Raw genomic sequence first — 24,681 nt, forward strand, 5'->3', positions numbered from 1 at the left:
TGCTGACTCGTTCGTAGCGCTAAACTATGCGTATCCCGATCGCCCGTTGGAATCCATGCCCGCGCCCCGTCGCCGCTCCCATTCGTCTGTCTCGCGCATCGCGCCGTCCGAGGACGATCCATTGCAGGATCCCGTGTTGCTGCGGCGCTTGCTGCGTGCCAGGGATCGGATGGACGCCGCCTCCCACGAAGCTTGGCCGGTGGCCCGTCTGGCGGCGCTTTGCGGTGTCTCGGAGGCATATTTCGCACGATCCTTCAAGCGCGCCTACGGAATGCCGCCGCATCGCTACTTGCTGACGCGGCGTATCGAGCAGGCCAGCACGCTGCTGCGCGATACCGAACTCAGCATCACGGAAATCGCCTTTGCCACCGGTTGGGAGAGCCTGGGCACCTTCGGCCGCATTTTTCGCGACGTCACCGGCCTTAGCCCCGGCGCCATGCGCCAGGCGGCGAGGGCTGCCTCCGATCGGCTCGACCGCGTACCCGCCTGCGTGCTGAAGGCCGCGCAGCGTCCCGATCTCACCAGTGCAGTTTTGGAGAAGCGCCGTCGCATGGGCGCGGATACATTGGGGCCATCAACCAAGGAGGTGTCATGAGTCAAGGTGTGAATGTGGTGGGCTTGTATGTCGACAATCAGGACGAAGCACTGGCGTTCTATGTCGAAAAACTCGGATTTCGCGTCCATACGGACGTGCGCAACGGCGACTATCGGTGGCTCACGGTCCAGCATCCGGAGCAGCCCTTGTTTCAGCTGGGCCTGTTTTTGCCCGGCCCGCCAGTCCACGACCAAGCCACCGCGCTCACTTTGCGCGCGATGGTCGCCAAGGGGGCCATGCCGCCGCTGGTGCTCGCCGTGTCGGACTGCCGCGCGAGTTATGAGCGCTTCAAGGCCCGCGGCGTGGAATTCACCCAGGAGCCGGTCGAGCGCTACGGCAGCGTCGACGCGGGCTTTCGCGACCCGGCCGGCAACGGCTGGAAAATGATTCAGATGGCGTCCGGCACGAACGGGGCAAACGCTTCCTGACGCATTTGATATACGCCTCTTAGCGCCACAGTGCCGCGCGCTTGTTCTGCAGCGCCGTGATGATCCCTCGCAGGATGTCGATAGGCGGGGGCGGGCAGCCGGGGATCGTGACGTCCACCGGCAGAAGATTCGATAACGGCCCGCACACGGCGTAATTGCCGTGGAAGATGCCGCCGGTGCAGGCGCAATCGCCGGCGGCGACCACCAGTTTGGGATCAGGCACGGCCTCGTAGGCTCGCAGCACGGCGTCTCGCATGTTCAGCGTGAGCGGGCCGGTGACCAGCAGCATATCGGCATGGCGTGGGCTGGCGACGAATTTGATGCCGAGCCCCTCGATGTTGTAGTACGGATTGCCGAGCGCGTTGATTTCCTGCTCGCAGCCGTTGCACGAGCCCGCATCGATTTCGCGGATGCACAGCGCGCGGCCGAGCACGTCGAGGATGTCCTGGTGAATGCGTTCGCCGTCGGCACGCCAGGCATCTTCGCCGGCCGGCGTGGGCTCGGCCGGGGCGCGAGTGCGGGCGATCTGTTTGAGGAGTTGCCACATTACAGGTCGTGTCCAGCGTAGTTGAGATTGAACGATTTGTTGATCAGCGGAAAATCGGCAACGATGTTGCCGATGATCGCGTGCTCCAGTGCCGGCCAGCTTTGCCATGACGGGTCGTGGCAATGGCAGCCGGCGATGCGTCCGGCGGCATCGGTCTCGAGCGCGACGAGCACGCCGCCGCGCCAGCCTTCGATCCAGCCGGTCCCGCAAGATACGGCGCCCTGGTGTGTCACCGGCAGCTGGATATCGCCGGCCGGCAAGGAATTCGCCAGCGCGCGTATGAGCCGCAGTGATTCGTAAATTTCGTTAAAGCGCACGGCGAGCCGGGCCGCCACGTCGCCGCGAGCGTCGCCGGCGGCCTGCACCCGCATCTGGCGATACGGCGCGTGCGGGTAATCGACGCGCACATCCATCGCGCGCCCGCTGGCGCGCCCGACGAGTCCGTAAACGCTGAAATGCCCGGCCACCTCCGACGTGAGCCGCCCGGTGCCGGAGAGGCGGTCTTGCAAGCCCGACTGCTCATCGTAAATGCGCTGCATGACGCGGACCTGCGGTTCGATGTGATCGCATTGCGCGGCGATGGCTGCGGTGGTGGACGGCGCGGCGTCCTGCGCGACGCCGCCGGGAACGATGCGATCCATCAAGTAGCGATGCCCGAACGCTTGGGCGTTCAAACGCAACCAATCTTCCTTCAGGCGAGAGAACTGTGTCAGGCCATAGGCGAAGCCGGCGTCGTTGCCGAGCGCGCCGAGGTCCCCCAGGTGGTTGGCGACACGCTCGCGCTCGAGCAGGAGCGCCCGCAGATGGTTTGCACGCGGTGGCGCGCCGATGCCCAGCGCCTGTTCGGCAGCCATGCAAAACGCCCAGGCGAATGCCACCGTGGAATCTCCGGCGATGCGCCCGGCGAGCCGGTGCCCGTGAAGCAGCGGCGTGTCCAGGAACTGGCGTTCGATGCCGCGATGCGCGTAGCCCAGGCGCTGCTCCAGGCGCAAGACTTTTTCGCCGACGACCGAGAAGCGGAAGTGCCCGGGCTCGATGGTCCCGGCGTGGATCGGGCCAACCGCGATTTCATGGACGCCGTCGCCGAGCACGGGGATGAACGGGTAGTCCTCGGGCGGCGGCGAGCCGGGCGTTGCCGCGACCGGCTCGCGCCGCAAGGGATAATCGCCGGCCGGCCAGTGACCGTGATTGAGCCATGGGCGGGTATCGGCGGCGCCCGACGCGCGCAATCCGAGCAGATCGCAGAGCGCGCGCTGCATGCGCGCCGTGCAGGGAAATAGGGCCGACAGATCGGGATAGCCATCATGCTCGCCGGTCGGCAACTGCAGCCATAGCAGTCCGTCTTCCAGCGCGTAGGCGGCCGATATCACAAAGGTATCCGTGCTTTCCTGGCGGCCCCACAGCGAGATCAGCCATGCGCCAGCCTGGCGTGCCGTTCCGGCAAGGTCGATCCAGGCACGGGCGTCGACGCGGGCCACGATAGTTGCCGGTCCGTCGCCGACATTGGGCAAGCGGGTCTGGTTGGGCAATGAAAGGTGTTCAAGACGCATGCGTTACCCCGAGATCATGGCGGCAGCTTGCTGGTACCAGGTCGCCAGATGCGCCGGAATGTAGAGCCCGAGCATGAGCGCGATGCCCAGATGAATGAACACGGGAAGCAAGGCGGGCGAGTGCTCGAGGACTTTGGCAGTGGTCTCGCCGAACACCATGCGGCGCACGCGCGCGAAAATCGTGGCGAACGCGACGGCCAGCGTGACCAGCAGGATGGGCGCCGCCCACGGCAGCTTGCTCATGGTGGTGGTGACGATCAGGAACTCGCTGGCGAATACGCCGAAAGGGGGCAGTCCCAGGATCGCGAGCGAGCCCAGCATCATGCCCCATCCCACCGTGGGGCTCACGTGCAGCACGCCGCGAATGTCGTCGATGACCTGGGTGCCGGCTTTCTGGGCGGCATGACCGACCGAGAAAAAGATCGAGGACTTGACCAGCGAATGCACCGTCATATGCAGCAAACCGGCGAAGGTCGCGACCGGCCCGCCCAGGCCGAAGGCGAAAGTCATCAGCCCCATGTGCTCGATCGACGAATACGAAAACAGCCGCTTGACGTCCTTTTGACGAAACAGCGAGAAGGTCGCCACTACCACCGAGACCAGTCCGAAGCCGACCAGCAAATGGCCCGGCAAGCCGTTGTGAAGGGCGCCGTCGGCCAGGACCTTGCAGCGCAGTACCGCATAGAGCGCAACATTGAGCAGCAGGCCGGAGAGCACGGCGGAAATCGGCGTGGGGCCTTCGGCGTGTGCATCGGGCAGCCAGTTGTGCATCGGCACCAGGCCGACCTTGGTGCCGTAGCCGACCAGCAGGAAGATGAATGCGAGCGAAATGATAGTAGGGTCGAGATGCCCCTTGACCGCATTCAGGCTGGTCCAGAGCAAGGCGTCTGCCGCGCCGCCGAGCTGCCGGTTGGCAGCGAGATAGAGGAGCACGGTGCCGAACAGCGCCTGGGCAATGCCAACGCCGCAAAGAATGAAATACTTCCACGCGGCTTCGAGGCTGGCCGCGGTGCGATAGACGCTGACCAGCAGGACGGTGGTGAGTGTCGCGGCTTCCATCGCGACCCACAGAATCCCCATGTTGTTGGTCAGCAGCGCGAGCAGCATGGCAAAGATGAAGAGCTGGTACATGCTGTGATAGAGCCGCATGCGCGCGCCGGTCATCTTGCCCCGATCCCGCTCGATTTGCATATACGGCCGCGAAAACACCGCGGTGGTCCAGCCGACGAAGGTGGTCAGGGCCACCAGGAACACGTTGAAGGGATCGACGAAGAAGAGCTTGCCGAGCAGGATCGCCGGCCCGTGCGAGACGATTTGCGCGGCCAGCAGCATGGCGGCGGCGAAAGTCAGAAAACTGAAGGCGATATTGAGCCGAGGCGCCGCGCGATGCTGGCCAACCCACGCCAGGCAGCCGCCGGCCAGCAGCGGAGTCGCCAGAATCAGCAGCAGCGTGTGGGCGTCAGTCATCTTTGAGCTTTTCAAGGTGATGAATGTCCAGGCTGTCGAACTGCTCGCGAATCTGGAACATGAACACGCCAAGGATCAGCAGGCCGACCAGCACGTCCAGCCCGATACCGAGCTCGACGATCATCGGCATGCCGTTGGTGGCGGCCGTTGCGGCAAAGAACAGTGCGTTTTCCATCGACAGGAAGCCGATCACCTGGGGGATTGCCTTGGCGCGCGTGATCATCATCATGAATGACAGCAGCACGCAGGCCAGCGCAATGCCCAGCGTGCCGCGCGCGACCGAGGCGGCGAGCTGGCTGACCGGGGAGGCGACATTGAAGGCGACGATCACGAGCACAATGCCGATCAGCAGCGTCGCGGGGATATTCAAGAGCGGTTCGACGTCGGCTTTCACGTTCAGGCGCTGCACCAGTTTGTAAAGGATCCAGGGCAGCAATGCCACTTTGAGCAGCAGCGTGAGCACGGCTGAGACGTAGAGATGGGTGTCGGCGGTGGCAACGCCCAGGACGAGGTTGGCCGAGACGAGCGTCACGCCCTGCAGCGTGTAGAGGTGGATCAGCGCGAGAATGCGGCGCTGGCTGAGCATCGCGAACGACAGCAGCAACAGGATGGCCGCCAGGAAATTGATGATCTGCGTCGAGAAGCTGTGCATCTAAGCCCCCAGCAGGAAATGGACCAGCATGCCGATGACAGCGAGCAGGAAGGCCATCGACAGGAATTCGGGAACGCGGAAAAGACGCATCTTGGCGTTGGTGGACTCGACCAGCGCCAGCGCGGCGCCGCCGATGGCCAGCTTGAGTACCAGTAGCGGCAGCGCCAGCAGCAGCGCCATCAGGTTGCCCGCCTCGGCAATGCCCCATGGCACGAACAGGGCGAGGCCAATGCACGAATAGGCGAACAACTTGAGGCTGGCGGCCCATTCCATGAGTGCCAGGTGCCGGCCCGAATATTCGAGGATGAGCGCCTCGTGGATCATCGTCAGTTCGAGGTGCGTGTTCGGGTTGTCGACCGGCAGCCGGGCGTTCTCGGCCAGCGACACCATCGTGAAGGCGATGCCGGCGAAAGCCAGGCTCGGATAGATCGCCAGGTCGCGGTGGCTGAGCATGCCGGCGATACTGGTCAGCAGGGTGGACTGCGTGAGCAGCGAGGCCGAGAACAGCACCATCAGCAAGGCCGGTTCGGCCAGGAACCCGACCAGCATTTCCCGCCGCGCGCCGAGCGTGCCGAACGCGGTACCGATGTCCATCGCGGCCAGGGAAATCGTCACGCGTGCCAATGCGAACAGGCCTACCAGCGCAATTGCGTCGGCCGCCGGCGAGAGCGGCAGGTCGGTCGACAGGGTCGGCACGATCGCGCATGCCAGCGTCATGCAGGCCCACACGACATACGGCGCGCCGCGGAACACCGGGGTGGCGTGCTCGGCCACGACTGACTCCTTGTTGAACAGCTTGTGGAGCATCCGGTAGGGTTGCCAGAGGCTCGGCGGGCGGCGGTTTTGCAGCCAGGCGCGGCATATGTTGATCCATCCGGTGAGCAGCGGCGCGGCCGCCAGCGCCAGCAGGATTTCGAGCCCTTGCGAAAAAATCCCGGAAAAGGTCGGCATCATCGGACCACCATCAGCAGTGCGATGAGCACAAGAAAGCTGTGCAACAGGTAAATGGAGATGCGGCCGGTCTGGAGGGCGCCGACCAGCGCCGCGCCGCGCTTGACGGCACGCAACACCGGCTCGTAGATCCAGCGCCAGGTGCGGTCCGTGGCGGTGACGCGATATGCTGGCGCGGTGTCGAACGGCGACGGCAGATGCCGCTCGATCTTGAAAAACGGCGTGAAAATTTCGCGAATGGGTTGGCCGAAACCCTCCGCGGTGTCCTGCATCCTGGCATTCCTGGCCGGGTATCCGCAACTCCACGGGGCCGAGCGCCGGGTGCGGCCATGATAGAGACTGCGCACAAGCAGCCAGGCAAGTGCGCAGCAGGCAAAGAAAAACAACAGGAAAACCGCCGGCACGTAGCTGGCGCGGTTGATGCTGGTGGGCGCCAATAGCAGCCAGCCATGGCTAGCCACCGTCTGCCCGATGCCGGCGCCCACCAGGATTTGGGTGACGCGGTCGAGCACGCGCACGAACTGCACCGGCAGCAGGCCCAGCAGCACGCAGATGGCGGCCAGCCACACGAAACCGGCGCGTTCCCACCGGTTGGCATCGCGTGCGTCGCGCAATTTGGCTTCGCGCGGCTGCCCCAAAAAGATGATGCCGAAGAACTTGACCATGGTGTAGCCGGCGAGCGCCGCCACCAGCGCGATGACCGCGGCGACCAGCGGCACGGCCATGTTCAGGAACGGGTTCGGCAGCCCCGGGGTGAACAGAAAGCTCTGCAGCAGCAACCATTCGGACACGAAGCCGCCAAGCGGCGGCAAGCCCGCGCTGGCCAGCACGCCGACCAGCACCAGCCACGCCGTCCAGGGCATGAAGCGAATCAACCCGCCGAGGCGGCCGAGATTGCGTTCCCCGGTCGCATGCAGCACCGAGCCGGTGCCCAGGAACAGCAGGGTCTTGAAGGTGGCGTGGCTGGCGATCTGGTACAGCAGCGCGGTCAATGACAGGGCCGCCAGCATATTCATGCCGTAGGCGCGAAACAGGATCGCCAGCCCCATGCTGACGAACATCAGGCCGACGTTGTCAATCGACGAGTAGGCGAGCAACCGTTTCATATCCGTCTGGATGGTGCTGAACACGACGCCGAATAAGGCGGTGAAGAGCCCGAGCGCGAGCACGAGCGCGCCCCACCACCACATCTGGACGTGCAGCAAATCGAACACGGTGCGCAGCACGCCATACAGGCCGGCCTTCAGTACGAAGCCGCTGAGCAGCGCGGAGACCGGCGAGGGCGCTGCCGGGTGGGCATCGGGCAGCCAGACGTGCAGCGGGAAAATGCCTGATTTCGCGCCGAAGCCGAACAAGGCCAGCAAAAACGCCGTTGACGACCAGAAGGCGCTCAGATGCTGAAGGCGCATGTTGGCAAACGTGTAGTCGCCGGTATTGGCCTGCAGCAGGCCGAAGCACAGCAGCAGCGCCAGCGCGCCCACATGGGAGATCACGAAATAGAGGCCGGCCGCGCGCCGAATCTCGGCAATGCGGTGGTTGGTCATGACCAGGAAGACGGCCGACACTGTCATCGTCTCCCAGGCCACCATGAAGCAATAGGCATCGTCGGCGAGCAGCAGCAGCGCCATGCTGGCCAGGCATACGTGATACTCGAAGCACAGCAGGCCCGGCGGAGTCCCTTCGCCCTTGCGGAAGTATCCGGCGGAGAAGGCGCTGATGCCGGTGCTGGTGACGCCCAGAATAAAGAGAAAGTACGCCGACAGGCCGTCGAGCCGAAGATGAAACGGCAGCCCGGGCAAACCGAGCGGAAGGATAAGCGTCTGCGGGGCGGAAAAGATGCCGGCGAGGCTCAACCCGCAGAGCAGCAAGCCGAGGGCCGCGCCGATCGGGAACAGCCCATGCGCCACCACGCGGGTGCGGCGCAGGTTCATCAGGCCCAGTACGCCGACCGCCAGCCAGCCGAGCGCCACCAGCAGTACGTCATGGATGACCTGTAAGTGCTCCATCGGTGTCGTGTTCCGTGTCGCCAGAAAATCAGCTTTTTGCCCGTTCCCGCGGGAGTTTTCATTAAGTTACCACTAAATGATAACGACGTTATCATATATCAGCTTTGGCGAATCCACGGCCTATCGGGCGGCGGTCAGCGGCGGCCGCCCCGGCAGCGATACCGTCCGCGCACAAGGCGCAGGAGAGCGGCGCCGGGCGTGCTTCCGATCGTCGAGCGGTGGGCCAATGAAGACGCGGCGTTTGTGGTGTATTACAATTCGATTAACATATTGAAACCCGCCGCTCATCATGGAAAAGAAAAGCGCTCGACTGACGGTTTTGATCGATCCGGTCAAGAAGGAGGCGTTCGAGCAGTTGTGCGCAGCGCTCGATCTGACGCCGTCGCAGGTGGTACGCCAATTGATTCGCGAATACCTGGAGCAGCATGGCGTGACGTACAAGACCAAGAGCCCCATCGCCACGCGGGCACGTCGCAGAACCGCCTAGCAGGATGGAGAAAGCCGGCTGCGCGCGCCCGGCATCCACATGCATGCCTCAGATATTGCGCCCCCCGCGGGCCTGTCGCGTTTCAGATCCGCGTGCTACATCCTTCAACTCCCGTTTGGGCTCAACCGGCAGCGGCGACCCCGGCCGGGGCGCCCTGCCATGACCTGGCGCCGCTCATGTGCCGGTCTGCCGCTCCGTTCGCGAAATGCCGAGCAAAGCGGTCGCGGGTAATGCAGGCAGGGTCCAGATGTTTCGATAGCGCCGTGGCATCCGGTCCTGCTTCCGGCGTTACCCCGCATTACCCCTTATAATCGGGCATGATCCTTTCCCTCCCCAGCGCAGCACGCCCACGGCCAGCGCCGCGCGCACGATTCAACTGTGCGACGATCGCCCGCCCCGCAACGACCCATTCCCTTCCCGCATGCTTCGCATGCGCATCCGACGAGCAGCACCTGGCGCTCGCATGAAAATACCCACCCGGCTCGCGCCCCTGCTGAGCGAAGGACTCATCGACCAGGTCATCAGCCAGTTGATGAGCGGTAAGGAAGCCACCGTCTATGTCGTGCGCAGCGGCGACGCGCTGCGCTGCGCGAAAGTCTACAAGGACGCGAAGCACCGCAGTTTCCGGCAAGCCTCATCGTATCGCGACGGCCGCAAGGTCAAAAACAGCCGGCAGGCGCGCGCGATGGAAAAGGGCTCGCGCTATGGCCGCCAGATGCAGGAAGCACTGTGGCAGAACGCCGAAGTCGACGCACTGTTCCGGCTGGCCGCGGCGGGTGTGCGGGTTCCGACGCCTTACATCTGCACCGACGGCGTGTTGCTCATGGAGCTGGTGGTGGACGAACTGGGCCATGTCGCGCCGCGCCTGAACGACGTGGTGCTCAGCGAAGCGCGCGCGGGAGAGTTGCACATGCAGCTGCTCAAGCAGGTCGTGCGCATGCTGTGCGCGGGCGTGATTCACGGCGATCTGTCCGAATACAACATTCTGCTGGCCGCCGACGGGCCGGTGATCATCGATCTGCCCCAGGCGGTCGATGCGGCGGGCAACAACGAAGCGGCCGCGATGCTCAAGCGCGACGTCGACAATCTGGCCGCCTACTTCGGGCGCTTTGCGCCGCACCTGCTCGGCGCGGATTACGGCACCGAAATATGGAAGCTTTTCGAAGCGGGCCAGCTCAATGTCGACGTCGAATTGACTGGCCGTGTCGAACTCGACACCCGGCCTGTCGACCTGGACGGCGTGCTGCAGGAAATCGAGGACATCCGTCTCGAAGAAGATGCGCGAGTGCGGCGGCTGCAGGAATTGAGCGCCGGCTGACGCGCATGCGCGCGGGGCTGAAGATTCCCCGTCGCATCAATCGTTTCAATCTCGCCTCGGTACTCGTCAATTAATACGTTTTTCGACTCAATGACGTCGGAAAAATATATTGGACGTCTTGCTGGCGCTCTCGCACTATTCGTACACTTGCGCCGCATGCCTTGCCCGCGGCCGTGATGTCGTGTCCTGCGGGGATAACGGCGTGCCGGCCGCCCAGTGCGCAACGCCAATTTCAACGACAGCAATACTTGAGGACACAAATGCCTGACTATCGATCGCGAACCTCGACGCATGGCCGCAACATGGCCGGCGCCCGCGCCCTGTGGCGCGCCACTGGCATGAAAGATGGCGATTTCGGCAAGCCGATCATTGCCGTGGTCAATTCCTTCACGCAATTCGTGCCGGGGCACGTGCACTTGCGCGATCTGGGCGCGCTGGTGGCCAGGCAGATCGAAGCGGCCGGCGGCGTGGCCAAGGAGTTCAACACGATCGCCGTGGACGACGGCATCGCGATGGGCCACGGCGGCATGCTGTACTCGCTGCCTTCGCGCGAATTGATTGCGGACTCGGTGGAGTACATGGTCAACGCGCATTGCGCTGACGCGATGGTGTGCATTTCCAATTGCGACAAGATCACCCCGGGGATGCTGATGGCTGCCATGCGCCTGAACATTCCCGTCGTGTTCGTCTCGGGCGGGCCAATGGAGGCAGGCAAGGTCAAATCGCCGGCGGACGGCCAGGTGATTGCCAAGATCGACCTGATCGATGCGATGATCAAGGCGGCCGACCCGAAGGTCAGCGACGCCGAGATCGCCGAAGTCGAGCGCAGCGCCTGCCCGACCTGTGGCTCGTGCTCCGGCATGTTTACCGCGAATTCGATGAACTGCCTGACAGAGGCGATCGGCCTGGCGCTGCCCGGCAACGGCACGATCGTGGCCACGCACGCCTGGCGTAAGGGGTTGTTCGAACAGGCCGGCCGCCTGATCGTCGATCTGTGCCGTCGCTATTACCAGGAAGAGGACGCGTCGGTGCTGCCGCGCAGCATCGCCACCAAGGCTGCCTTCGAGAACGCCATGTCGCTCGACGTGGCCATGGGCGGCTCGACCAACACCGTGCTGCATTTGCTGGCCGCCGCGCAGGAAGCCGGGGTCGACTTCACGATGTCGGACATCGATCGCATTTCGCGCAAGGTGCCGTGCCTTTGCAAGGTAGCGCCCTCGACCGACAAATACCATATCGAGGACGTGCATCGCGCCGGCGGTATTGTGGGCATTCTCGGCGAGCTGGCGCGTGCGGAGCTGCTGGATCTGTCCTGCGGCAGCGTGCACAGCGGCACGCTGGGCGAGGCGATTGCCAAGTGGGACGTTGCCGGCGGTGCGGGCGAAGAGGCGCAAAAGTTCTATCGCGCGGCGCCCGGCGGGATTCCTACCACCGTGGCGTTCAGCCAGGAAGCCGTCTTCGACTCGCTCGATACCGATCGCAAGACCGGCTGCATCCGCAGCAAGCAGAACGCCTATTCGAAGGACGGCGGCCTCGCCGTGCTGTACGGCAACCTCGCGGAAAAGGGCTGCATCGTCAAGACCGCGGGGGTCGATGAATCGCAGTGGGTATTCTCCGGACGCGCGCGCGTTTTCGAAAGCCAGGACGCCGCCGTGGAAGCCATCCTGGGCGACAAGGTCGTCGCGGGCGACGTGGTGGTGATTCGCTACGAAGGTCCCAAGGGCGGCCCCGGCATGCAGGAAATGCTTTACCCCACCTCGTATCTGAAATCCAAGGGCCTGGGCAAGACCTGCGCGTTGTTTACCGACGGCCGTTTCTCGGGTGGCTCGTCCGGGCTGGTGATCGGCCACGCGTCGCCGGAAGCGGCTGAAGGTGGCACGATTGGCCTGGTGGAGGAAGGCGACGTCATCGAAATCGACATCCCGCAGCGCAAGATTCACCTGGCGGTATCCGACCAGGTGCTGGCGAGCCGGCGCGCGGCCATGGACGCGCGTGGCGACCAGGCCTGGTTGCCGGCCGATCGTCAGCGCGTGGTGTCGCAAGCGTTGCAGGCTTACGCCGCGCTGGCGACTTCGGCCGATCGTGGTGCCGTGCGGGATATCTCGCAACTCAAGCGCAAGTAGGGCGCGGCGCGGCGCCGGCGGGCGCCGCGTTCCCGCATGTCTTATTCGATCACGAGATGATCGATTGATGATAAAAAACAGATAATTATCAATTTCAAAGGCGGAATCTAAGATGCTTCTGCGGTTCGATTTCAGATCGAATCGAATCACGCCGTCTCGCGGCACGCACAAGGAGCATCGCAATGCATATTCAATCGAACGGTATCGACATTCACTTGACGCAGCGGGGTGAGAGCGAACTCGCGCTGGTGTTTCTCCACTACTGGGGCGGTTCGTCGCGCACTTGGGGTCCCGTCATCGACGCGTTGTCGGGGCAGTTCAGAACGGTCGCTGTCGATCAGCGCGGCTGGGGTGCTTCGCAGGCATCGGTGCAGGGCTACGCAATCGCCGATCTGGCCGACGACGCGCAGGCGGTCGTCGATACGCTCGGCCTGCGGCGCTATGTGCTGGTCGGCCACTCGATGGGCGGAAAAGTCGCGCAGTTGCTGGCAGCGCGCCGGCCTCATGGGCTGGCCGGCGTCGTACTGGTCGCACCTTCGCCGCCGACGCCGACAGTGCTCGCCGATGCGCAGCGCGCCGCGATGGTCTGCGCCTATGATTCACGTGAATCCATCGAGTGGGTGCTGGACAACGTGCTCACAGCCGCCCCGCTGTCGCCAGCGCTGCGCGAGCAGGTGATCGCCGACAGCCTGCGCGGCGCGCCGCAGGCCAAAGCGGCATGGCCGAACGTCATCATGCTGGAGGACATCGCGAACGACGTCGCTCGCATCGATGTGCCGGTCTGGGTGATCGCCGGCGAGTTGGATCAAGTCGACCGTATCGAAACATTGCAGGCGGAACTGATGCCCCGGATCGCCGGCGCGCGGCTGCAAGTGCTGCCGGGCGTCGGCCATCTGTCGCCACTCGAAGCGCCGTCGGCGCTTGCAGCGACGCTTCGCGGCTTCGTCGACGAACTCACGAACGGGGCCGCCGCGCCCGAGACCGCGAGCCAGCAGCGCGATCCCACGGCGGCTCGTCGCCGAATGCCGTGGCCAGATGATCGAGAAAGTGCCGCACTTTGAGCGGCACATGGCGCGTGCTGGGGTAGACGGCCTGGATCGCCAGTTCGGACGCGCGATACGCCGGCAGCAGCGCGACGAGTTTGCCGAGCGCGATTTGTTCGCCGAACACGAACGTCGGGCCATAGGCAATGCCGGCGCCGGCCAGCGCCGCGGCAAGCAGCATCTGCGTGTTGTTGGCGGCCATTCGGCAGGGGCCATCGATGACGTGGGCTCGACCCTGTGCGTCAAACAGCGTCCAGTCGCCGCTGGACACCGCCTCGCTGAATGTCAGGCGCGGGGCCTGCCGCAGGTCGGCCGGGCTGCGCGGCGTGCCATGCCGCTTCAGGTACGCGGGGGAAGCGCAGACGACCATGCGGCACGGTGCGAGCCGGCGGGCGACCAGCCCGGAATCGGGCAGGCGCCCGATCCGCACCGCCAGGTCGACGCCGGTCTCGAGCAGATCGACGTAGCGGTCGCTCAAGGACACCTCGATGTCGACCTGCGGGTGGGCGGCCAGGTATTTCGCGACGACATCGCCAAGATGCATGGCGCCGAAGGTGACGGGCGCGGCGATTCGCAGCTTGCCGCGGGCGACGTGCTGCGAATCGCTCACCTCGCGATTGGCTTCGTCATAGGCTTCGAGAATCCGTTTGCATCGCTCGTAATACGTTTGCCCGACGTCGGTCAGACTAAGGCGGCGCGTGGTGCGCTGAAGCAGGCGCGCATTCAGTTCCGCCTCGATTGCGCTGACGTATTTGCCGGCCATCGCGGCCGACAGTCCAAAGCGCCGCGCGGCGGCGGCAAAGCTGCCTGCGTCGACCGCGGCGACGAACACGCCAATGCCTGTCAATCTGTCCATGAGTTCCTCGAATTGATCCGTCGCCGCAGCCGGTGGCCCGGCGCGGCATGCCCGAACGCCGCGCTCGCGTTTGGTTTGCACTGCTTTCGATCGCCCTGGGCGCTGGCGCGCCAGCGCACTCGCGCATTGTAGCGATTTGCGCCAACCCGGCGAGCTGGCGCCGGTCGCACGGCATACCCCCGCGGGGCGTGCCTGTCGGCGGCTTTGCCAATGCCCGGCCCCCTATCGAGCACGAGATGGCTCGCGTAGAATCTGGGCTTCTCATCCGTCGCGGTGAGATTTCGTTTTCTCTTAGACCAAAGGTATTCGAATGGCCATTGCCAAGAAAGCTGCAGTGAAGCAACCCGCCGCCAAAAAAGCCGCGCCGCGCAAGACGGCGGCCGCCAAGCCGGCGCCCGCCAAGACCGCGGCGGCGCCCAAGCCGATCAAAACGAGTTTCACCAAGGCCGCTCTGGTGACGCATCTCGCGCAACAGGCAGCCGTCGAGCCCAAGGCCGTCAAGGCGCTGCTGGCCGCGCTGGAAGCCACCATGCTGGCCTCCATCAATAAAAAAGGGCTTGGCGAATTCACGCTGCCCGGCCTGTTGAAAGTCACCGCGCAAAAGGTGCCGGCGAAGAAAAAGCGTTTCGGCAAGGACCCCTTTACTGGTGAGGATCGCTGGTTCGATGCCAAGCCGGCAACGGTGCGCATCAAGGCGCGCGCCCTGAAGAAACTCAAGGACGCCGCGCTGTAAGCGTTTTTGTCGTAGCATGGCCCCGCGAACCTCATGCGGCTCGGCGGGGCCCGTATCTCGTCCGGCCAAGCTTCAGCGAGCACGCGTTACCGCCGTCTTGCCGGCGCCATCAATGCGAATAGACATGCCATATCTGGGAATCGGTTTTCACCTCATCGTCGCGATCTACTTTGCCGTGCATGCGGTGCGCAGCCGCCAGAACATGGCGTGGCTCTTTATTCTGTTTTTCTTTCCAGGGCTGGGCAGTCTGGTCTATTTCTTCGCGGTCTACCTGCCGGGCCTGCGGCAATCGCGCGGCGCCCGTGCGGCGACGCGAGCCATCAGCCAGCTCGTCGATCCCAATCGCGCGGTGCGCGAGGCGCGCACCGACTTCGATCGCGCGCCGACGGTCGAGCACCGCATGCGTCTGGCGGCGTCGCTGCTGGCCGCCGGCAATGTCGATGAAGCGCTCGAGCATTATCAGGCCGCGGCCAAGGGCCCCTTCGCCACCGATCCGACGCTGCTGCTGGGTCTGGCCCAGGCGCAATTTGCCGCGAACGACGCCGCGGCGGCTCGTGCAACGTTATCCAACCTGTTCGCGGCCAACCCGCAGGCCCGCCAGCAACCCGAGCCTGCGTTGCTCCATGCCCGCACGCTGGCCGCGCTCGATGCGGCCGAGGCGCGCGAAGCCTTCGAGCAGGCGCTCGCCTGTGCCAGCGATGCCGCACCCCGCTGCCTGTTTGCCGACTGGCTGGTCCGGCAGCCGAACGAAGCGGATCGCCAGCGCGCGCAGAACCTGTATGCCGAAATCGTCCATGACGCCAAGCACTGGCCGCGCCATGCCAGGGAGCACAACCTGCAATGGCTGCAGCGCGCCCAGGCCGCGCTGGCCTCGATCCGCTCGCCCCAATGAATCCATCGGAACACATCGACCAATTGATCGCCGAACTCGCCGACTGGCGAGGCAATACGCTCGCAGCGGTGCGCCGGTGCATTCGCGAGGCCGACCCGCAGATCGTCGAGCAGTGGAAGTGGATGGGTAGCCCGACATGGTATTGCGACGGCATCATCGCGGTCGGCAATGCCCACAAGGAAAAGGTCAAACTGACTTTCTCCCATGGCGCGCGCCTGCCGGATCCGGACAATCTTTTCAACGCGGGCCTGGGCGGCAAAGTATGGCGTGCGATCGATTTCCTCGAAGGCGACAAGGTCCACACTCAGGCGCTCAAGGCGCTCGTCAGGGCCGCGATCGATTTCAACCGGAGCAAGGCCAATGCGAAGACGCGGGCTCCGTCGAGAGCGCGCGTCAAGACCGTCAAGGACACGCAGGAGTAAAAGGCGCGCCGCCGCGGGTCGGTATAATCAGTGACCCCATTCGAGACCGGCCATCGATGTCGAGCATTGCCAAACTGTTGTCCATACTCGAGTTGTTTTCAGAGGCGCGTCCCTTTTTGTCGGCCGAACAGGTCGCGGCCGAATTGGACTGCTCGATTCCGAGCGCCTACCGCTATCTGCGCGAACTGGTCGAGTCCGGCATTCTGGTGAGGTTTGCCGGTGGCGAGTACGGTCTGGGCCCGCGCATTATCAAGCTCGATTACCACTTGCGCGTATCCGACCCGCTGCTGCGGGCCGGGCAGCCCATCATGAAGGAGCTGGCGGAGCACTCGGGTTTCGACGTGGTAATGTCGCGCTGGTATGGCAGTGAACTGGTCGATACCTACCGCGAGACGCACGACACGACGCTCGACTTGCGCTACGGCCGCGGACGGCCGCGGCCGCTTTTTCTGGGGGCGGCCCCCAAGGCGATTCTCTCGACCTTTCCCAAGGCCAAGCTCGCGGCGCTGTTCGAGCAGCATGCCGAGGAAATCGCCGCCGCCGGCCTGGGCACCTCGCTCGAGGCATTCCGCGCGAACCTGCTCAAAATCCGCCGCGCGGGCTTTTACCTGTCCAACGGTGAGCTGGAAGAGGGCGTCTCAGCGATTGCCTCGCCGCTGTTTACCGACGATTCGGGCGAAGCTGTCGGGTCGATCGCGCTAGTGGTCCCCAGCCGCCGTCTTGAAATCCTCAACCTCGACCGGCTGGTCGACACACTCAAGGACGCGGCGGCGCGCACCTCGGCACGGGCGCGGGCGCTGATTCAGGCGTAGCGGCCCTGGGCGCACGCGCCGCAGGCTGCGTTATGCGATCCCCATGCGCCTGGCCATTTCCGCTTCCCACTGCGCGCGCGGGCGAAATCCCGGAAGGCCGCTCGCGTGCCGCTCGACCTCGGCCATCAGGGCGTCGTTGGGCAAAGTGAAATCGACGGGCACTCTCATCGGCTGATCGACATACCAAGGAGTGTCGATAAAGATCTCCAGGCGATTGCCTTCCGGGTCCCGCGCGTAGACCGAGACCGCGTTGCCGTGCGTGACCGGTCGGATCTCTGCCACGCCCTCGTCGACGAAGCGCCGATGAAAGCACCGCAGCGTCGCGAGGCTGTCGGCTTCGAGCGAAATCTGGTTGATCGGATTGAAGGCCAGCGACGCAGGCCTCCCGCTTGCCAGCACGATCTGATGATGCACCAGCGGATCCCGGCTCAAAAACACGAGTCGCACCTCGCCCTGTGCGGTAGCAAGCCTGCCGCGATCGGTCACGGTGAACTCCAGCACCCTCGCATAAAAATCTTCCTGCCGGGCCATGTCATTGACGTAGAAGCCCATATGACTGAGCGAAAGGCCGGGGCGCCTGCTCGACGGTGTCATGTCGTCTCCTTGCATAGTGATAAACCCTGAATTGAAATCCGTTGTAAATCGAATTTTTATTAGTGTATTATCAAAATACGATAAACGCACGATAAAAATTGCGGATATCCGATGTGATTAATCAGCCTTTTGTCATTGGAGCATCATGAGACTCATCAGCTTTTCCACGCCTGCCGGCCAGTCATTCGGCGCCGTCCGGGACCAGGCCGTCTTCGATCTGTCCAAGCGCCTCGGGGGCCGTTTTGCCGACCTGAAATCGTTGATTGCGGCCGATGCGCTGGCGCAGGCCCGGCAAGCATGCAGCACGGGCGAGGGCGATTTTGCGTTGGATGATGTGACGCTCGAGCCGGTAATTCCCAATCCGCAGCAGATTTTCTGCGTGGGCCTGAACTACGCCGAGCACGTCAGGGAAACGAATCGCGAGATGACTGAGAATCCGGTGATCTTCATGCGCCTGCCGGCCTCGCAGGTGGGCGCGGGCAGCCCGATGCTGCGCCCGCCCGAGTCCGTCCAGCTCGACTACGAAGGCGAGATCGCCGTGATCGTCGGGCGCGGTGGCCGGCGCATCGCCGAGGCCGATGCCTGGGACCACGTTGCCGGCTACAGCTGCTACAACGACGGCTCGGTGCGCGACTGGCAACGCCACACCGGGCAATGGGGGCCGGGCAAGAATTTCTATCGCACCGGCGCCTTCGGCCCATGGATGGTCACCAGCGACGAGATCGAGCCCAACGCCGTGATGACGCTCGTCACGCGCCTCAATGGAGTGGAGGTCCAGCGCGCGACGACCGAGATGCTGATTCACGGCATCGCCCGCCAGATCGCCTACCTGTCGACCTTCACGCCGCTGTTCCCGGGCGACGTGATCGTCACCGGCACGCCGGGCGGGGTAGGGGCCAAACGCAATCCGCCGCTGTTCATGAAAGCTGGAGATGTGGTCGAGGTCGAAATCGACCGCGTTGGCATTCTTTCCAATCCGATCGCCGATGAAGTCTGAAGCGAATCATTCGGGGTACGATATGGATTGTCCCGCCCCGCTTCACAGAGGTATATGAAGATGGCACATCCCACAGATTTCACTGGTTCGTGCGAGTATGACGTGGCGGTGATCGGCCTGGGCCCGACCGGCGCGACGCTGGCCAACCTGCTTGCCCTGGAGGGCATGAAGGTTCTGGTGCTGGAAAAGGACGCGGACATTTTCGCGCTGCCGCGCGCCGTGCATTTCGATGCCGAGTGCATGCGCGTATTCCAGACGCTGGGCTTGTCCGAGGCGCTGCTGCCCAACCTGTTCATCGGTCCGGGCATGAAGTTCATCGACGCCGACGGCCGGCTGCTGATCGATTGGCAGCGCCCGACGCAGATCGGGCCTCTCGGCTGGTGCGCCAGCTACAAATTCCATCAACCCGACCTCGAGCGGATGTTGCGCGCGCGCTTGGTTCAACAACCGAACGTCGCGATTGGCTTGCGTCACGAGGTCTTTTCGATCGAGCCGATAGCCGGCGGCGTTGCGATTCGCTACGAGGACACCCGTAGCGCGAAGCTCGGTCGCGCGACGGCGCGCTATGTAGTCGGATGCGACGGCGCGCGTTCGATCGTCAGGCGTTTCATGGGTACCGAGCTCGACGATCTGCGCTCGCACGAGCGCTGGGTCGTCGTCGACGTGCTGCTCAATGCGCCGCGCCCCGACCTGGGCGATTTTTCGATTCAGTATTGCGATCCGCGTCGTCCCGCCACCTACACGCGGGGCCCGGGCAATCGGCGACGCTGGGAGCTGATGGTGATGCCAGCGGACGACACGGCCAGACTCCAGTCGCCCGAGTGGCTATGGGCCAACCTGTCGCGCTGGATCACGCCCGAGGACGCGACGATCGAGCGCTCGGCGGTCTACACGTTCCACTCGGTGGTTGCCAAGGGGTGGCGCGCCGGCCGGCTACTGCTCGCCGGCGACGCGGCGCATCAGACACCGCCCTTCATGGGACAGGGTATGGCCGCGGGCATTCGCGACGCCAGCAACCTGGCCTGGAAGCTCGGCGCGGTGGTGCGCGGCGAGGCCGCGTCAGATCTGCTCGACACCTACGAGTCGGAGCGCTCGCCCCACGTGCGCGAATTCATCGCGACGGCCGTCGCACTCGGCGGCGTGATTCAGTCCCGCGCCGTTGGCAAGGATGCGTCGGATGACGATTCGATCCGGGCGATGCGCAATTTCGTCACGCCTGAACCCAGGCTGGGCGACGGCGCGCATCTTGGCCGCGCGCAGCCGCAGGGCGGCCGTATCGCCCGCCAACCGCGTCTGTCCGACGGCCGTCTGCTCGACGACGCGGTCGGCTACCGGCACGCCATCGTGCTCACGCCGCAGGCGCTGGCCGAGCGCCCCGACCTGAAGGCGTGGTCGGCCCGGCTCGATGTGGCAGTGGTATCGGATAGCGCACCGGCGGTGCGCGAGTGGCTCGCGCAGTTGGGTGCCGCAGCCGTGCTCGTGAGGCCCGACCGATACGTCTACGGCATCGCCCGTGACGCCGGCACTGAACTCACCGACCTTTTGTGCCAGGCGTTTCCGCCTCAGGAGGCGGTAAGCGCGTGACCCGCAAGCCTGTATCAACCGCAATTCAATAAGGCTTTTATCCAAGAAGCCAGACACCCCTATCCGGATGGAGGAAACAATGAAGACTATCGACGACGCAATCGCGTCCGGCCACGCGCCGGCTCCCGGGATTTCCAGAACGCAGTGGCGGATGATCCTGATCGCGAGTCTCGGCGGCTCGCTCGAGTTTTACGATTTCATCGTGTACGGTTTTTTTGCGCATGCGATTGCCGAACAGTTCTTTCCCAACGCGTCGTCCCTGGTGAGCCTGCTGTTTTCGTTCTCCGTGCTGGCGATCGGCTATGTGATCCGGCCGCTCGGCGGCATCGTGCTGAGCAGTTGGGGCGATCGTTATGGGCGTCGCCCGGTCTTTCTGAGCTCCATCATCGTGGTTACCGCGGCGACGGTCTGCCTCGGCCTGCTGCCGAACTACCAGCACTGGGGCATCGCGGCCTCGCTGCTGCTGATCGCGCTGCGCATGGTGCAGGGCTTTTGCGTGGGCGGGGAAATGCCGGGGGCGATCACCTATGCGGTGGAGGCTGCGCCGCGCAGGGCGGGGCTGGCCGCGGGCGTCATCATCTGCGCGGTCAACCTCGGGGTGCTGCTCGCGACACTGGTCAATCTCGGCATCCAACTGTTCCTTTCTAGCGCGGATGCCGCGGCGTTCGGCTGGCGCATCGCCTTCCTGTTCGGCGGGCTTTGCGGTGTCGTGTCCTATGCGATGCGCCGCCATCTCGACGAGTCGCCGGAGTTCGAGCGCATGCGCGGTGCCGTGGTCAAGCAGCCGTTTCGCGAGACGCTGCGCCATCATGGCCGCCAGGTCGTGATCGGCGTCATGTCGATTGCCGTGATGGCCGGCGTCAACGGCATCCTTTACGGACACATGCCGGCTTTTCTGGTGGAGCAATTGCACTATTCGCCGCGCGTCGCGGCGATCGCGCAAAACGCCTATCTGGTCGTGAGTTCTTTCGGCCTGCTGTTTGCCGGCTGGCTGGGTGACAAGGTGCCGCGCCGCTATCTGCTGCTCGCCTCGGCGGCGCTGCTGGTGGTGCTCAGCTATCCGTTCTATCTTGCCTTGAGCGCGCACAGCGTCGACCTCGTGGTACTGTTCGTCCTGGCGGCGCTGGTGTTTTCGCTGGCCAGCGGCACATGGGCTTCGGTGCTGGCGGATTATTTCCCGGTGCAAATCCGCTACAGTGGCATTGCGCTTTCCTACAACGTCGCGGTCGTAGCCTTCAGCGGCTTTGCGCCGCTGCTTGCCACCATGCTGATTCGCGAGACGGGTTCGCTCGCCTCGCCGGCGCTGTACGTGATCATGGCCTCCGCCGTCACGCTCATCGCCGGAGCCCTCACGGCCAAGGCACCGGCGCCCACGGGTGCGCCATCGCAAGCGCATTGATCGCCGCCGTCCGGGGCCGGGCGGAAGACAGTCTTGCCGGTGCGTTGTGGCGGCAAGGCTCCCGCCAGATGCCGCCAATACGCTTGTCGCTCATCCCGGATACCCGCGTTCGATCCGTCTCAGGCTCGTCCCTGATCGGCCCGTAACGCCCGAGCTGGCAATGACGGCCGTCATTGCCGGCGGATTCCTGCTGGGCCCCGCCGGCCGGCGTCTTCGCCCCGCCACTAAGTTAAAGCTAAGTTTCGTCAGTTACGCTGCGTCACATCGTTGTGTTTGCATTCGCCGCCTTATCGACATGTCCGATTCGATGTCGATTGGTCGTGACCCCGAACACTTCGGTAGCCGATTAAATCAACAACTCTGATCCGGCATGGACGACATGTCGGGCAAGGCGGCGGAATATGACGAGATTACTACCCGGCATCGGGTTACTGATAAGCGTATTGGCGATTGGCGGCTGCGCGACCTACCACCCGCTACCGCTGGCCACGCAGGCGGATCTTGGGGACAGCATCACGCAGGTGCGGCACACGGTGCCGGCGGGCGCGGGGCGGCCGGGCGTGAGCATCGATGTGAGCCGGGCGCTGAGCATCGATCAGATCGGGGTGCTGGCGATGCTCAACGATCCGGCCTTGCGCGCCGAGCGCGGGCAGTCTGAGCTGGCGCGCGCCGGGGTGATCCAGAGCGCGCTGCTGCCCAACCCGTCGGTGGGCCTGGGCTACGCGGCGCTGCTGGGCGGGCCCGGCACCACCGACGCGCTCAGCGCCTCGCTGAGCCAGGACATTGCCTCGCTGGTGACCTATCACAACCGCGTGGCCTCGGCGCGCGCGCACGCGGCCCAGGTCAACGCGCAACTGCTGTGGCAGGAGTGGCAGGTCGCGCAGAAGGCGCGCCTGCTGGCGCTGGACCTGTACTGGGGCGCGCAGGCGATCACGGCCAGCCAGGCCCGGCTGGGCGAGCTCGAGCAACTGGGCCGGCGCCTGCGGCAGGCGGTGGACCAGGGCAGCCTGAGCCTGGCCGCGCTGGGCCCCGTGCAGGCCTCGCTGGCCTCGCAGGCGCGCTCGCTGCAGGCGCTGCACTTGACGCAGATGGCCAACTGGCGCGCGCTCGATGCGCTGCTGGGACTGCGCCCGACGGTGCGCTTCGATATCGCCCGGCCGCATCCGCCGGCAGTGCCCGCGGATCTGGACGCGCTGGCCGCGAGCGTGGCGCAGCGCCGCCCCGACCTGATCGCGCTGCGCCTGGGCTATCGCTCGGCCGACCAGGACGTGCGCGCGGCCATCCTCGGCCAGTTCCCGGCGTTCGTGCTGGGCGGCTCGTGGAACTCCGACACCTCGGACGTCAGATCGGGCGGGCCCACCGTAACCTTGGACCTGCCGATCTTCAACCGCAACCAGGGCCAGATCGCCAAGGCGAGCGCGAGCCGGCGCGTGCTGCACGCGCAGTATCAGAGCCGGCTCGATGACACGCAGGCCAGCATCCTGGCGCTGCGCGCGCGCAGCCAGTATCTGGCCGCGCGCCTGGGGCCGGCGCGGGCCGCCGCGGCCGCGGCCGGCGCGCAGGCCGAGGCGGCCCGCGGGGCCTACGCGCAGCACAACCTGGACCAACGCACGCTGGACGATTATGAGCGCGCGGCCTTGCAGCAGCGCCTGGCGCTGTTCGACCTGCAGCGCGGCCTGGGCGAGGCGCGCATCGCACTGACCCTGGAGCTGGGGCTGGGCCTGCCGCCCGCCCGCATCGCTTCGCTCGATTCCAAGAGGTAAAGCCATGAACTATCGATGGATTCTCGGCGCAGCGCTGCTCGCCGTGGGCACGGGCGCCGCCCTGGGCGCGCCGGCCAAGGACGCGGCACCGAGCGTGCTGGTCACGCTCACCGCCTTGCACCCGGGCAGCCTGGCGCGCACGGTCTCGGCCTACGGGGTGGTGCAGCCCGGGGCCGCGGGCCAGCGCGCGGTGATGGCGCCGGCCTCGCAAACGGTGGGCGCGGTGTACGTGCGCGCGGGCCAGGCCGTGGCCGCCGGCGCGCCGCTGCTGCAACTGGTGCCCAGCCCCGAGACGGGCGCGGCCTACGCGCAGGCCCGCTCGGCGCAGCAGGTGGCCCGGCAGCTGGCCGCGCGCACGCAGCAATTGTTCGCGCAGCACCTGGCCACCGCGCAGCAGCTGGCCGATGCGCAGAAGGCCGCGAGCGACGCGCGTGCATCCCTGGCCGCGCTCGATGCGCAGGGCGCGAACGGACCGAGCGTGCTGCGCGCGCCGTTCCGGGCGATCGTGCTGCGCCTGTCGGCCGCGCCCGGGGCGCTGGTCGCGGCGGGCACGCCGCTGCTGGTGCTGGCCAGGCCCGAGGCCCTGGTGCTCAAGGCCGGCGTCACCCCCGCGCAGGCCGCGCTGATCCAGTCTGGCGAGTCGGCGAGCATCGCCGTGCCGGGCGATGCGCAGCCCGTCGCGGGCCGCGTCGTGAGCCGCGGCGCGATGATCGATCCGGCCAGCGGGCTGGTGCCGGTGCAGATCGGCGTGCCGGCCGATCGCTTGCTGCCCGGGCAGTCGGCCGAGGCCACCATCACGGTGGGCCAGACGCACGGCTACGTGGTGCCGCACGCGGCGCTGCTGGTCGACGATCGGGGCGCGCCGTACGTGGTGCAGGCCAAGGCCGGCACCGCGCGCAAGGTGCCGGTGCGGGTGCTGGGCACGCAGGGCGACCAGGACGTGATCGACGGGGCGGGCCTGAACGCGGGCCAGCCGCTGGTGCTCTCGGGCAACTACCAGCTCGATGACGGCATGCACCTGCGGGTGGCGGCCCAGGGAGCGGCCAAATGACGCTCGCCGGCTGGCTTCACCGTTACCGCCTGCCGGTGCTGAGCGTGGCGTTCGTGCTCACGATCGCCGGCCTCTACGCGGCCATCAGCTTGCCGGTGGGCCTGTTCCCGCTGACCAGCTTCCCGCGCATTCGCATCGAGGTCGACGCGGGCAGCATGCCGGCGCGGCAGATGCTGGTCGATGTCACGCAGCCGCTGGAGGCCGCCGCGCGGGCCGTGCCCGGGGCGGTGGACGTGTCCTCGACGACCTCGCGCGGCTCGGCCGAGATCTTCGTGGACTTCCCCTGGGGCGCGGACATGAACCGGGCGCTGCTGAGCGTGGATGCGGCCTTCGCGCAGAAGCTGCCGGACCTGCCGGCGGGCACCAAGTATGACGCGATCCAGATGAGCCCGAATGCGATCATGCCGTTCG

General features: G+C 65.5%; 24 protein-coding genes. 16 read left to right on the top strand and 8 right to left on the bottom strand.

What is annotated here, in order from left to right:
- The first annotated feature begins 55 nt into the window (after positions 1-55).
- Together EPN80_RS20955 and EPN80_RS20960 are read left to right on the top strand one after the other, a co-directional pair.
- A complete protein-coding gene (locus tag EPN80_RS20955; protein WP_293031957.1) occupies positions 56-595 on the top strand; it encodes a helix-turn-helix transcriptional regulator in 540 nt (179 codons plus the stop codon).
- On the top strand, positions 592-1,023 hold the full coding sequence (locus EPN80_RS20960; RefSeq protein WP_293031959.1) for a VOC family protein: 432 nt from the start codon (positions 592-594) through the stop codon (positions 1,021-1,023). Before EPN80_RS20955 ends, EPN80_RS20960 begins: the two co-directional genes overlap by 4 nt.
- A 19-nt stretch (positions 1,024-1,042) precedes the next feature.
- Here EPN80_RS20960 and EPN80_RS20965 read toward each other — a convergent pair whose 3' ends face one another.
- From EPN80_RS20965 to hyfB, 6 genes are read right to left on the bottom strand one after another with little or no spacing between them, the layout of a single operon-like run.
- Complete coding sequence (locus tag EPN80_RS20965; protein WP_293031961.1) at positions 1,043-1,570, bottom strand: NADH-quinone oxidoreductase subunit B family protein; 528 nt, start codon at positions 1,568-1,570, stop codon at positions 1,043-1,045.
- Complete coding sequence (locus EPN80_RS20970; RefSeq protein WP_293031963.1) at positions 1,570-3,120, bottom strand: NADH-quinone oxidoreductase subunit C; 1,551 nt, start codon at positions 3,118-3,120, stop codon at positions 1,570-1,572. The genes EPN80_RS20965 and EPN80_RS20970 overlap by 1 nt, the downstream gene beginning before the upstream one ends.
- Positions 3,121-3,123: 3 nt before the next feature.
- Positions 3,124-4,587, bottom strand: coding sequence for a hydrogenase 4 subunit F (locus EPN80_RS20975; protein ID WP_293031965.1), 1,464 nt, complete (start codon positions 4,585-4,587; stop codon positions 3,124-3,126).
- The gene (locus tag EPN80_RS20980) at positions 4,580-5,239 is read right to left on the bottom strand and encodes a formate hydrogenlyase (RefSeq protein ID WP_293031967.1); all 660 of its coding nucleotides are present in this window, start codon (positions 5,237-5,239) and stop codon (positions 4,580-4,582) included. The genes EPN80_RS20975 and EPN80_RS20980 overlap by 8 nt, the downstream gene beginning before the upstream one ends.
- A complete protein-coding gene (locus EPN80_RS20985; RefSeq protein WP_293032004.1) occupies positions 5,240-6,190 on the bottom strand; it encodes an NADH-quinone oxidoreductase subunit H in 951 nt (316 codons plus the stop codon). It lies immediately after the preceding gene.
- A complete protein-coding gene (gene hyfB / locus EPN80_RS20990; protein ID WP_293031969.1) occupies positions 6,190-8,196 on the bottom strand; it encodes a hydrogenase 4 subunit B in 2,007 nt (668 codons plus the stop codon). The genes EPN80_RS20985 and hyfB overlap by 1 nt, the downstream gene beginning before the upstream one ends.
- Positions 8,197-8,485: 289 nt before the next feature.
- Between hyfB and EPN80_RS20995 the strand changes: the two genes are divergently transcribed.
- The 4 genes from EPN80_RS20995 (at position 8,486) to EPN80_RS21010 (ending at position 13,185) form a co-directional block, all read left to right on the top strand.
- Entirely contained in the window at positions 8,486-8,683 is a 198-nt protein-coding gene (locus EPN80_RS20995; protein WP_293031971.1) for a ribbon-helix-helix protein, CopG family, read from the top strand.
- Between the two features lie 463 nt (positions 8,684-9,146).
- Entirely contained in the window at positions 9,147-10,001 is an 855-nt protein-coding gene (locus EPN80_RS21000; protein ID WP_293031972.1) for a PA4780 family RIO1-like protein kinase, read from the top strand.
- Positions 10,002-10,261: 260 nt separating this feature from the next.
- The gene (gene ilvD, locus EPN80_RS21005; RefSeq protein ID WP_293031974.1) at positions 10,262-12,124 is read left to right on the top strand and encodes a dihydroxy-acid dehydratase; all 1,863 of its coding nucleotides are present in this window, start codon (positions 10,262-10,264) and stop codon (positions 12,122-12,124) included.
- A gap of 182 nt (positions 12,125-12,306) precedes the next feature.
- Positions 12,307-13,185, top strand: a complete 879-nt coding sequence (locus EPN80_RS21010) for an alpha/beta hydrolase (RefSeq protein WP_293031976.1) — start codon at positions 12,307-12,309, stop codon at positions 13,183-13,185.
- Here the strand turns inward: EPN80_RS21010 and EPN80_RS21015 are convergent.
- Positions 13,079-14,023 (bottom strand): LysR family transcriptional regulator, encoded by a 945-nt coding sequence (locus EPN80_RS21015; protein WP_293031978.1) that lies wholly within the window; start codon positions 14,021-14,023, stop codon positions 13,079-13,081. The genes EPN80_RS21010 and EPN80_RS21015 overlap by 107 nt on opposite strands.
- 310 nt (positions 14,024-14,333) lie before the next feature.
- Between EPN80_RS21015 and EPN80_RS21020 the strand changes: the two genes are divergently transcribed.
- The 4 genes from EPN80_RS21020 (at position 14,334) to EPN80_RS21035 (ending at position 16,882) form a co-directional block, all read left to right on the top strand.
- Positions 14,334-14,756, top strand: coding sequence for an HU family DNA-binding protein (locus tag EPN80_RS21020; RefSeq protein WP_293031980.1), 423 nt, complete (start codon positions 14,334-14,336; stop codon positions 14,754-14,756).
- Positions 14,757-14,880: 124 nt separating this feature from the next.
- Positions 14,881-15,648, top strand: coding sequence for a tetratricopeptide repeat protein (locus EPN80_RS21025; RefSeq protein ID WP_293031982.1), 768 nt, complete (start codon positions 14,881-14,883; stop codon positions 15,646-15,648).
- On the top strand, positions 15,645-16,070 hold the full coding sequence (locus tag EPN80_RS21030; protein WP_293031984.1) for a DUF1801 domain-containing protein: 426 nt from the start codon (positions 15,645-15,647) through the stop codon (positions 16,068-16,070). The genes EPN80_RS21025 and EPN80_RS21030 overlap by 4 nt, the downstream gene beginning before the upstream one ends.
- 56 nt (positions 16,071-16,126) lie before the next feature.
- Entirely contained in the window at positions 16,127-16,882 is a 756-nt protein-coding gene (locus tag EPN80_RS21035; RefSeq protein WP_293031985.1) for an IclR family transcriptional regulator, read from the top strand.
- 30 nt (positions 16,883-16,912) lie between these two features.
- On the opposite strand, the gene EPN80_RS21040 is transcribed toward EPN80_RS21035, so the two are convergent.
- The gene (locus EPN80_RS21040) at positions 16,913-17,476 is read right to left on the bottom strand and encodes a VOC family protein (RefSeq protein ID WP_293031986.1); all 564 of its coding nucleotides are present in this window, start codon (positions 17,474-17,476) and stop codon (positions 16,913-16,915) included.
- 145 nt (positions 17,477-17,621) lie between these two features.
- Between EPN80_RS21040 and EPN80_RS21045 the strand changes: the two genes are divergently transcribed.
- The 6 genes from EPN80_RS21045 to EPN80_RS21070 all read left to right on the top strand — a co-directional run.
- Positions 17,622-18,473, top strand: coding sequence for a fumarylacetoacetate hydrolase family protein (locus EPN80_RS21045; RefSeq protein ID WP_293031987.1), 852 nt, complete (start codon positions 17,622-17,624; stop codon positions 18,471-18,473).
- A gap of 60 nt (positions 18,474-18,533) precedes the next feature.
- On the top strand, positions 18,534-20,057 hold the full coding sequence (locus tag EPN80_RS21050; protein ID WP_293031988.1) for a bifunctional 3-(3-hydroxy-phenyl)propionate/3-hydroxycinnamic acid hydroxylase: 1,524 nt from the start codon (positions 18,534-18,536) through the stop codon (positions 20,055-20,057).
- A gap of 79 nt (positions 20,058-20,136) precedes the next feature.
- Positions 20,137-21,456, top strand: coding sequence for an MFS transporter (locus EPN80_RS21055; RefSeq protein WP_293031990.1), 1,320 nt, complete (start codon positions 20,137-20,139; stop codon positions 21,454-21,456).
- 401 nt (positions 21,457-21,857) lie between these two features.
- Positions 21,858-23,219 carry a TolC family protein gene (locus EPN80_RS21060; RefSeq protein WP_293031992.1) on the top strand — a complete coding sequence of 454 codons (1,362 nt, stop codon included), beginning with the start codon at positions 21,858-21,860 and terminating at the stop codon, positions 23,217-23,219.
- 4 nt (positions 23,220-23,223) lie between these two features.
- Positions 23,224-24,270 (top strand): efflux RND transporter periplasmic adaptor subunit, encoded by a 1,047-nt coding sequence (locus tag EPN80_RS21065; RefSeq protein WP_293031994.1) that lies wholly within the window; start codon positions 23,224-23,226, stop codon positions 24,268-24,270.
- The coding region (locus EPN80_RS21070) for an efflux RND transporter permease subunit (RefSeq protein ID WP_293031996.1) at positions 24,267-24,681 on the top strand (415 nt) is incomplete at its 3' end. The genes EPN80_RS21065 and EPN80_RS21070, both read left to right, overlap by 4 nt.

The organism is Pandoraea sp. (assembly GCF_004297875.1).
Taxonomy (GTDB): domain Bacteria; phylum Pseudomonadota; class Gammaproteobacteria; order Burkholderiales; family Burkholderiaceae; genus Pandoraea.

Excerpts from the sequence above, each read along its gene's own strand:
- EPN80_RS20955 (WP_293031957.1), top strand. The coding sequence starts at position 56 with ATGCCCGCGCCCCGTCGCCGCTCCCATTCGTCTGTCTCGCGCATCGCG.
- EPN80_RS20960 (WP_293031959.1), top strand. The coding sequence starts at position 592 with ATGAGTCAAGGTGTGAATGTGGTGGGCTTGTATGTCGACAATCAGGAC.
- EPN80_RS20965 (WP_293031961.1), bottom strand. The coding sequence starts at position 1,570 with ATGTGGCAACTCCTCAAACAGATCGCCCGCACTCGCGCCCCGGCCGAG.
- EPN80_RS20970 (WP_293031963.1), bottom strand. The coding sequence starts at position 3,120 with ATGCGTCTTGAACACCTTTCATTGCCCAACCAGACCCGCTTGCCCAAT.
- EPN80_RS20975 (WP_293031965.1), bottom strand. The coding sequence starts at position 4,587 with ATGACTGACGCCCACACGCTGCTGCTGATTCTGGCGACTCCGCTGCTG.
- EPN80_RS20980 (WP_293031967.1), bottom strand. The coding sequence starts at position 5,239 with ATGCACAGCTTCTCGACGCAGATCATCAATTTCCTGGCGGCCATCCTG.
- EPN80_RS20985 (WP_293032004.1), bottom strand. The coding sequence starts at position 6,190 with ATGCCGACCTTTTCCGGGATTTTTTCGCAAGGGCTCGAAATCCTGCTG.
- hyfB (WP_293031969.1), bottom strand. The coding sequence starts at position 8,196 with ATGGAGCACTTACAGGTCATCCATGACGTACTGCTGGTGGCGCTCGGC.
- EPN80_RS20995 (WP_293031971.1), top strand. The coding sequence starts at position 8,486 with ATGGAAAAGAAAAGCGCTCGACTGACGGTTTTGATCGATCCGGTCAAG.
- EPN80_RS21000 (WP_293031972.1), top strand. The coding sequence starts at position 9,147 with ATGAAAATACCCACCCGGCTCGCGCCCCTGCTGAGCGAAGGACTCATC.
- ilvD (WP_293031974.1), top strand. The coding sequence starts at position 10,262 with ATGCCTGACTATCGATCGCGAACCTCGACGCATGGCCGCAACATGGCC.
- EPN80_RS21010 (WP_293031976.1), top strand. The coding sequence starts at position 12,307 with ATGCATATTCAATCGAACGGTATCGACATTCACTTGACGCAGCGGGGT.
- EPN80_RS21015 (WP_293031978.1), bottom strand. The coding sequence starts at position 14,023 with ATGGACAGATTGACAGGCATTGGCGTGTTCGTCGCCGCGGTCGACGCA.
- EPN80_RS21020 (WP_293031980.1), top strand. The coding sequence starts at position 14,334 with ATGGCCATTGCCAAGAAAGCTGCAGTGAAGCAACCCGCCGCCAAAAAA.
- EPN80_RS21025 (WP_293031982.1), top strand. The coding sequence starts at position 14,881 with ATGCCATATCTGGGAATCGGTTTTCACCTCATCGTCGCGATCTACTTT.
- EPN80_RS21030 (WP_293031984.1), top strand. The coding sequence starts at position 15,645 with ATGAATCCATCGGAACACATCGACCAATTGATCGCCGAACTCGCCGAC.
- EPN80_RS21035 (WP_293031985.1), top strand. The coding sequence starts at position 16,127 with ATGTCGAGCATTGCCAAACTGTTGTCCATACTCGAGTTGTTTTCAGAG.
- EPN80_RS21040 (WP_293031986.1), bottom strand. The coding sequence starts at position 17,476 with ATGACACCGTCGAGCAGGCGCCCCGGCCTTTCGCTCAGTCATATGGGC.
- EPN80_RS21045 (WP_293031987.1), top strand. The coding sequence starts at position 17,622 with ATGAGACTCATCAGCTTTTCCACGCCTGCCGGCCAGTCATTCGGCGCC.
- EPN80_RS21050 (WP_293031988.1), top strand. The coding sequence starts at position 18,534 with ATGGCACATCCCACAGATTTCACTGGTTCGTGCGAGTATGACGTGGCG.
- EPN80_RS21055 (WP_293031990.1), top strand. The coding sequence starts at position 20,137 with ATGAAGACTATCGACGACGCAATCGCGTCCGGCCACGCGCCGGCTCCC.
- EPN80_RS21060 (WP_293031992.1), top strand. The coding sequence starts at position 21,858 with ATGACGAGATTACTACCCGGCATCGGGTTACTGATAAGCGTATTGGCG.
- EPN80_RS21065 (WP_293031994.1), top strand. The coding sequence starts at position 23,224 with ATGAACTATCGATGGATTCTCGGCGCAGCGCTGCTCGCCGTGGGCACG.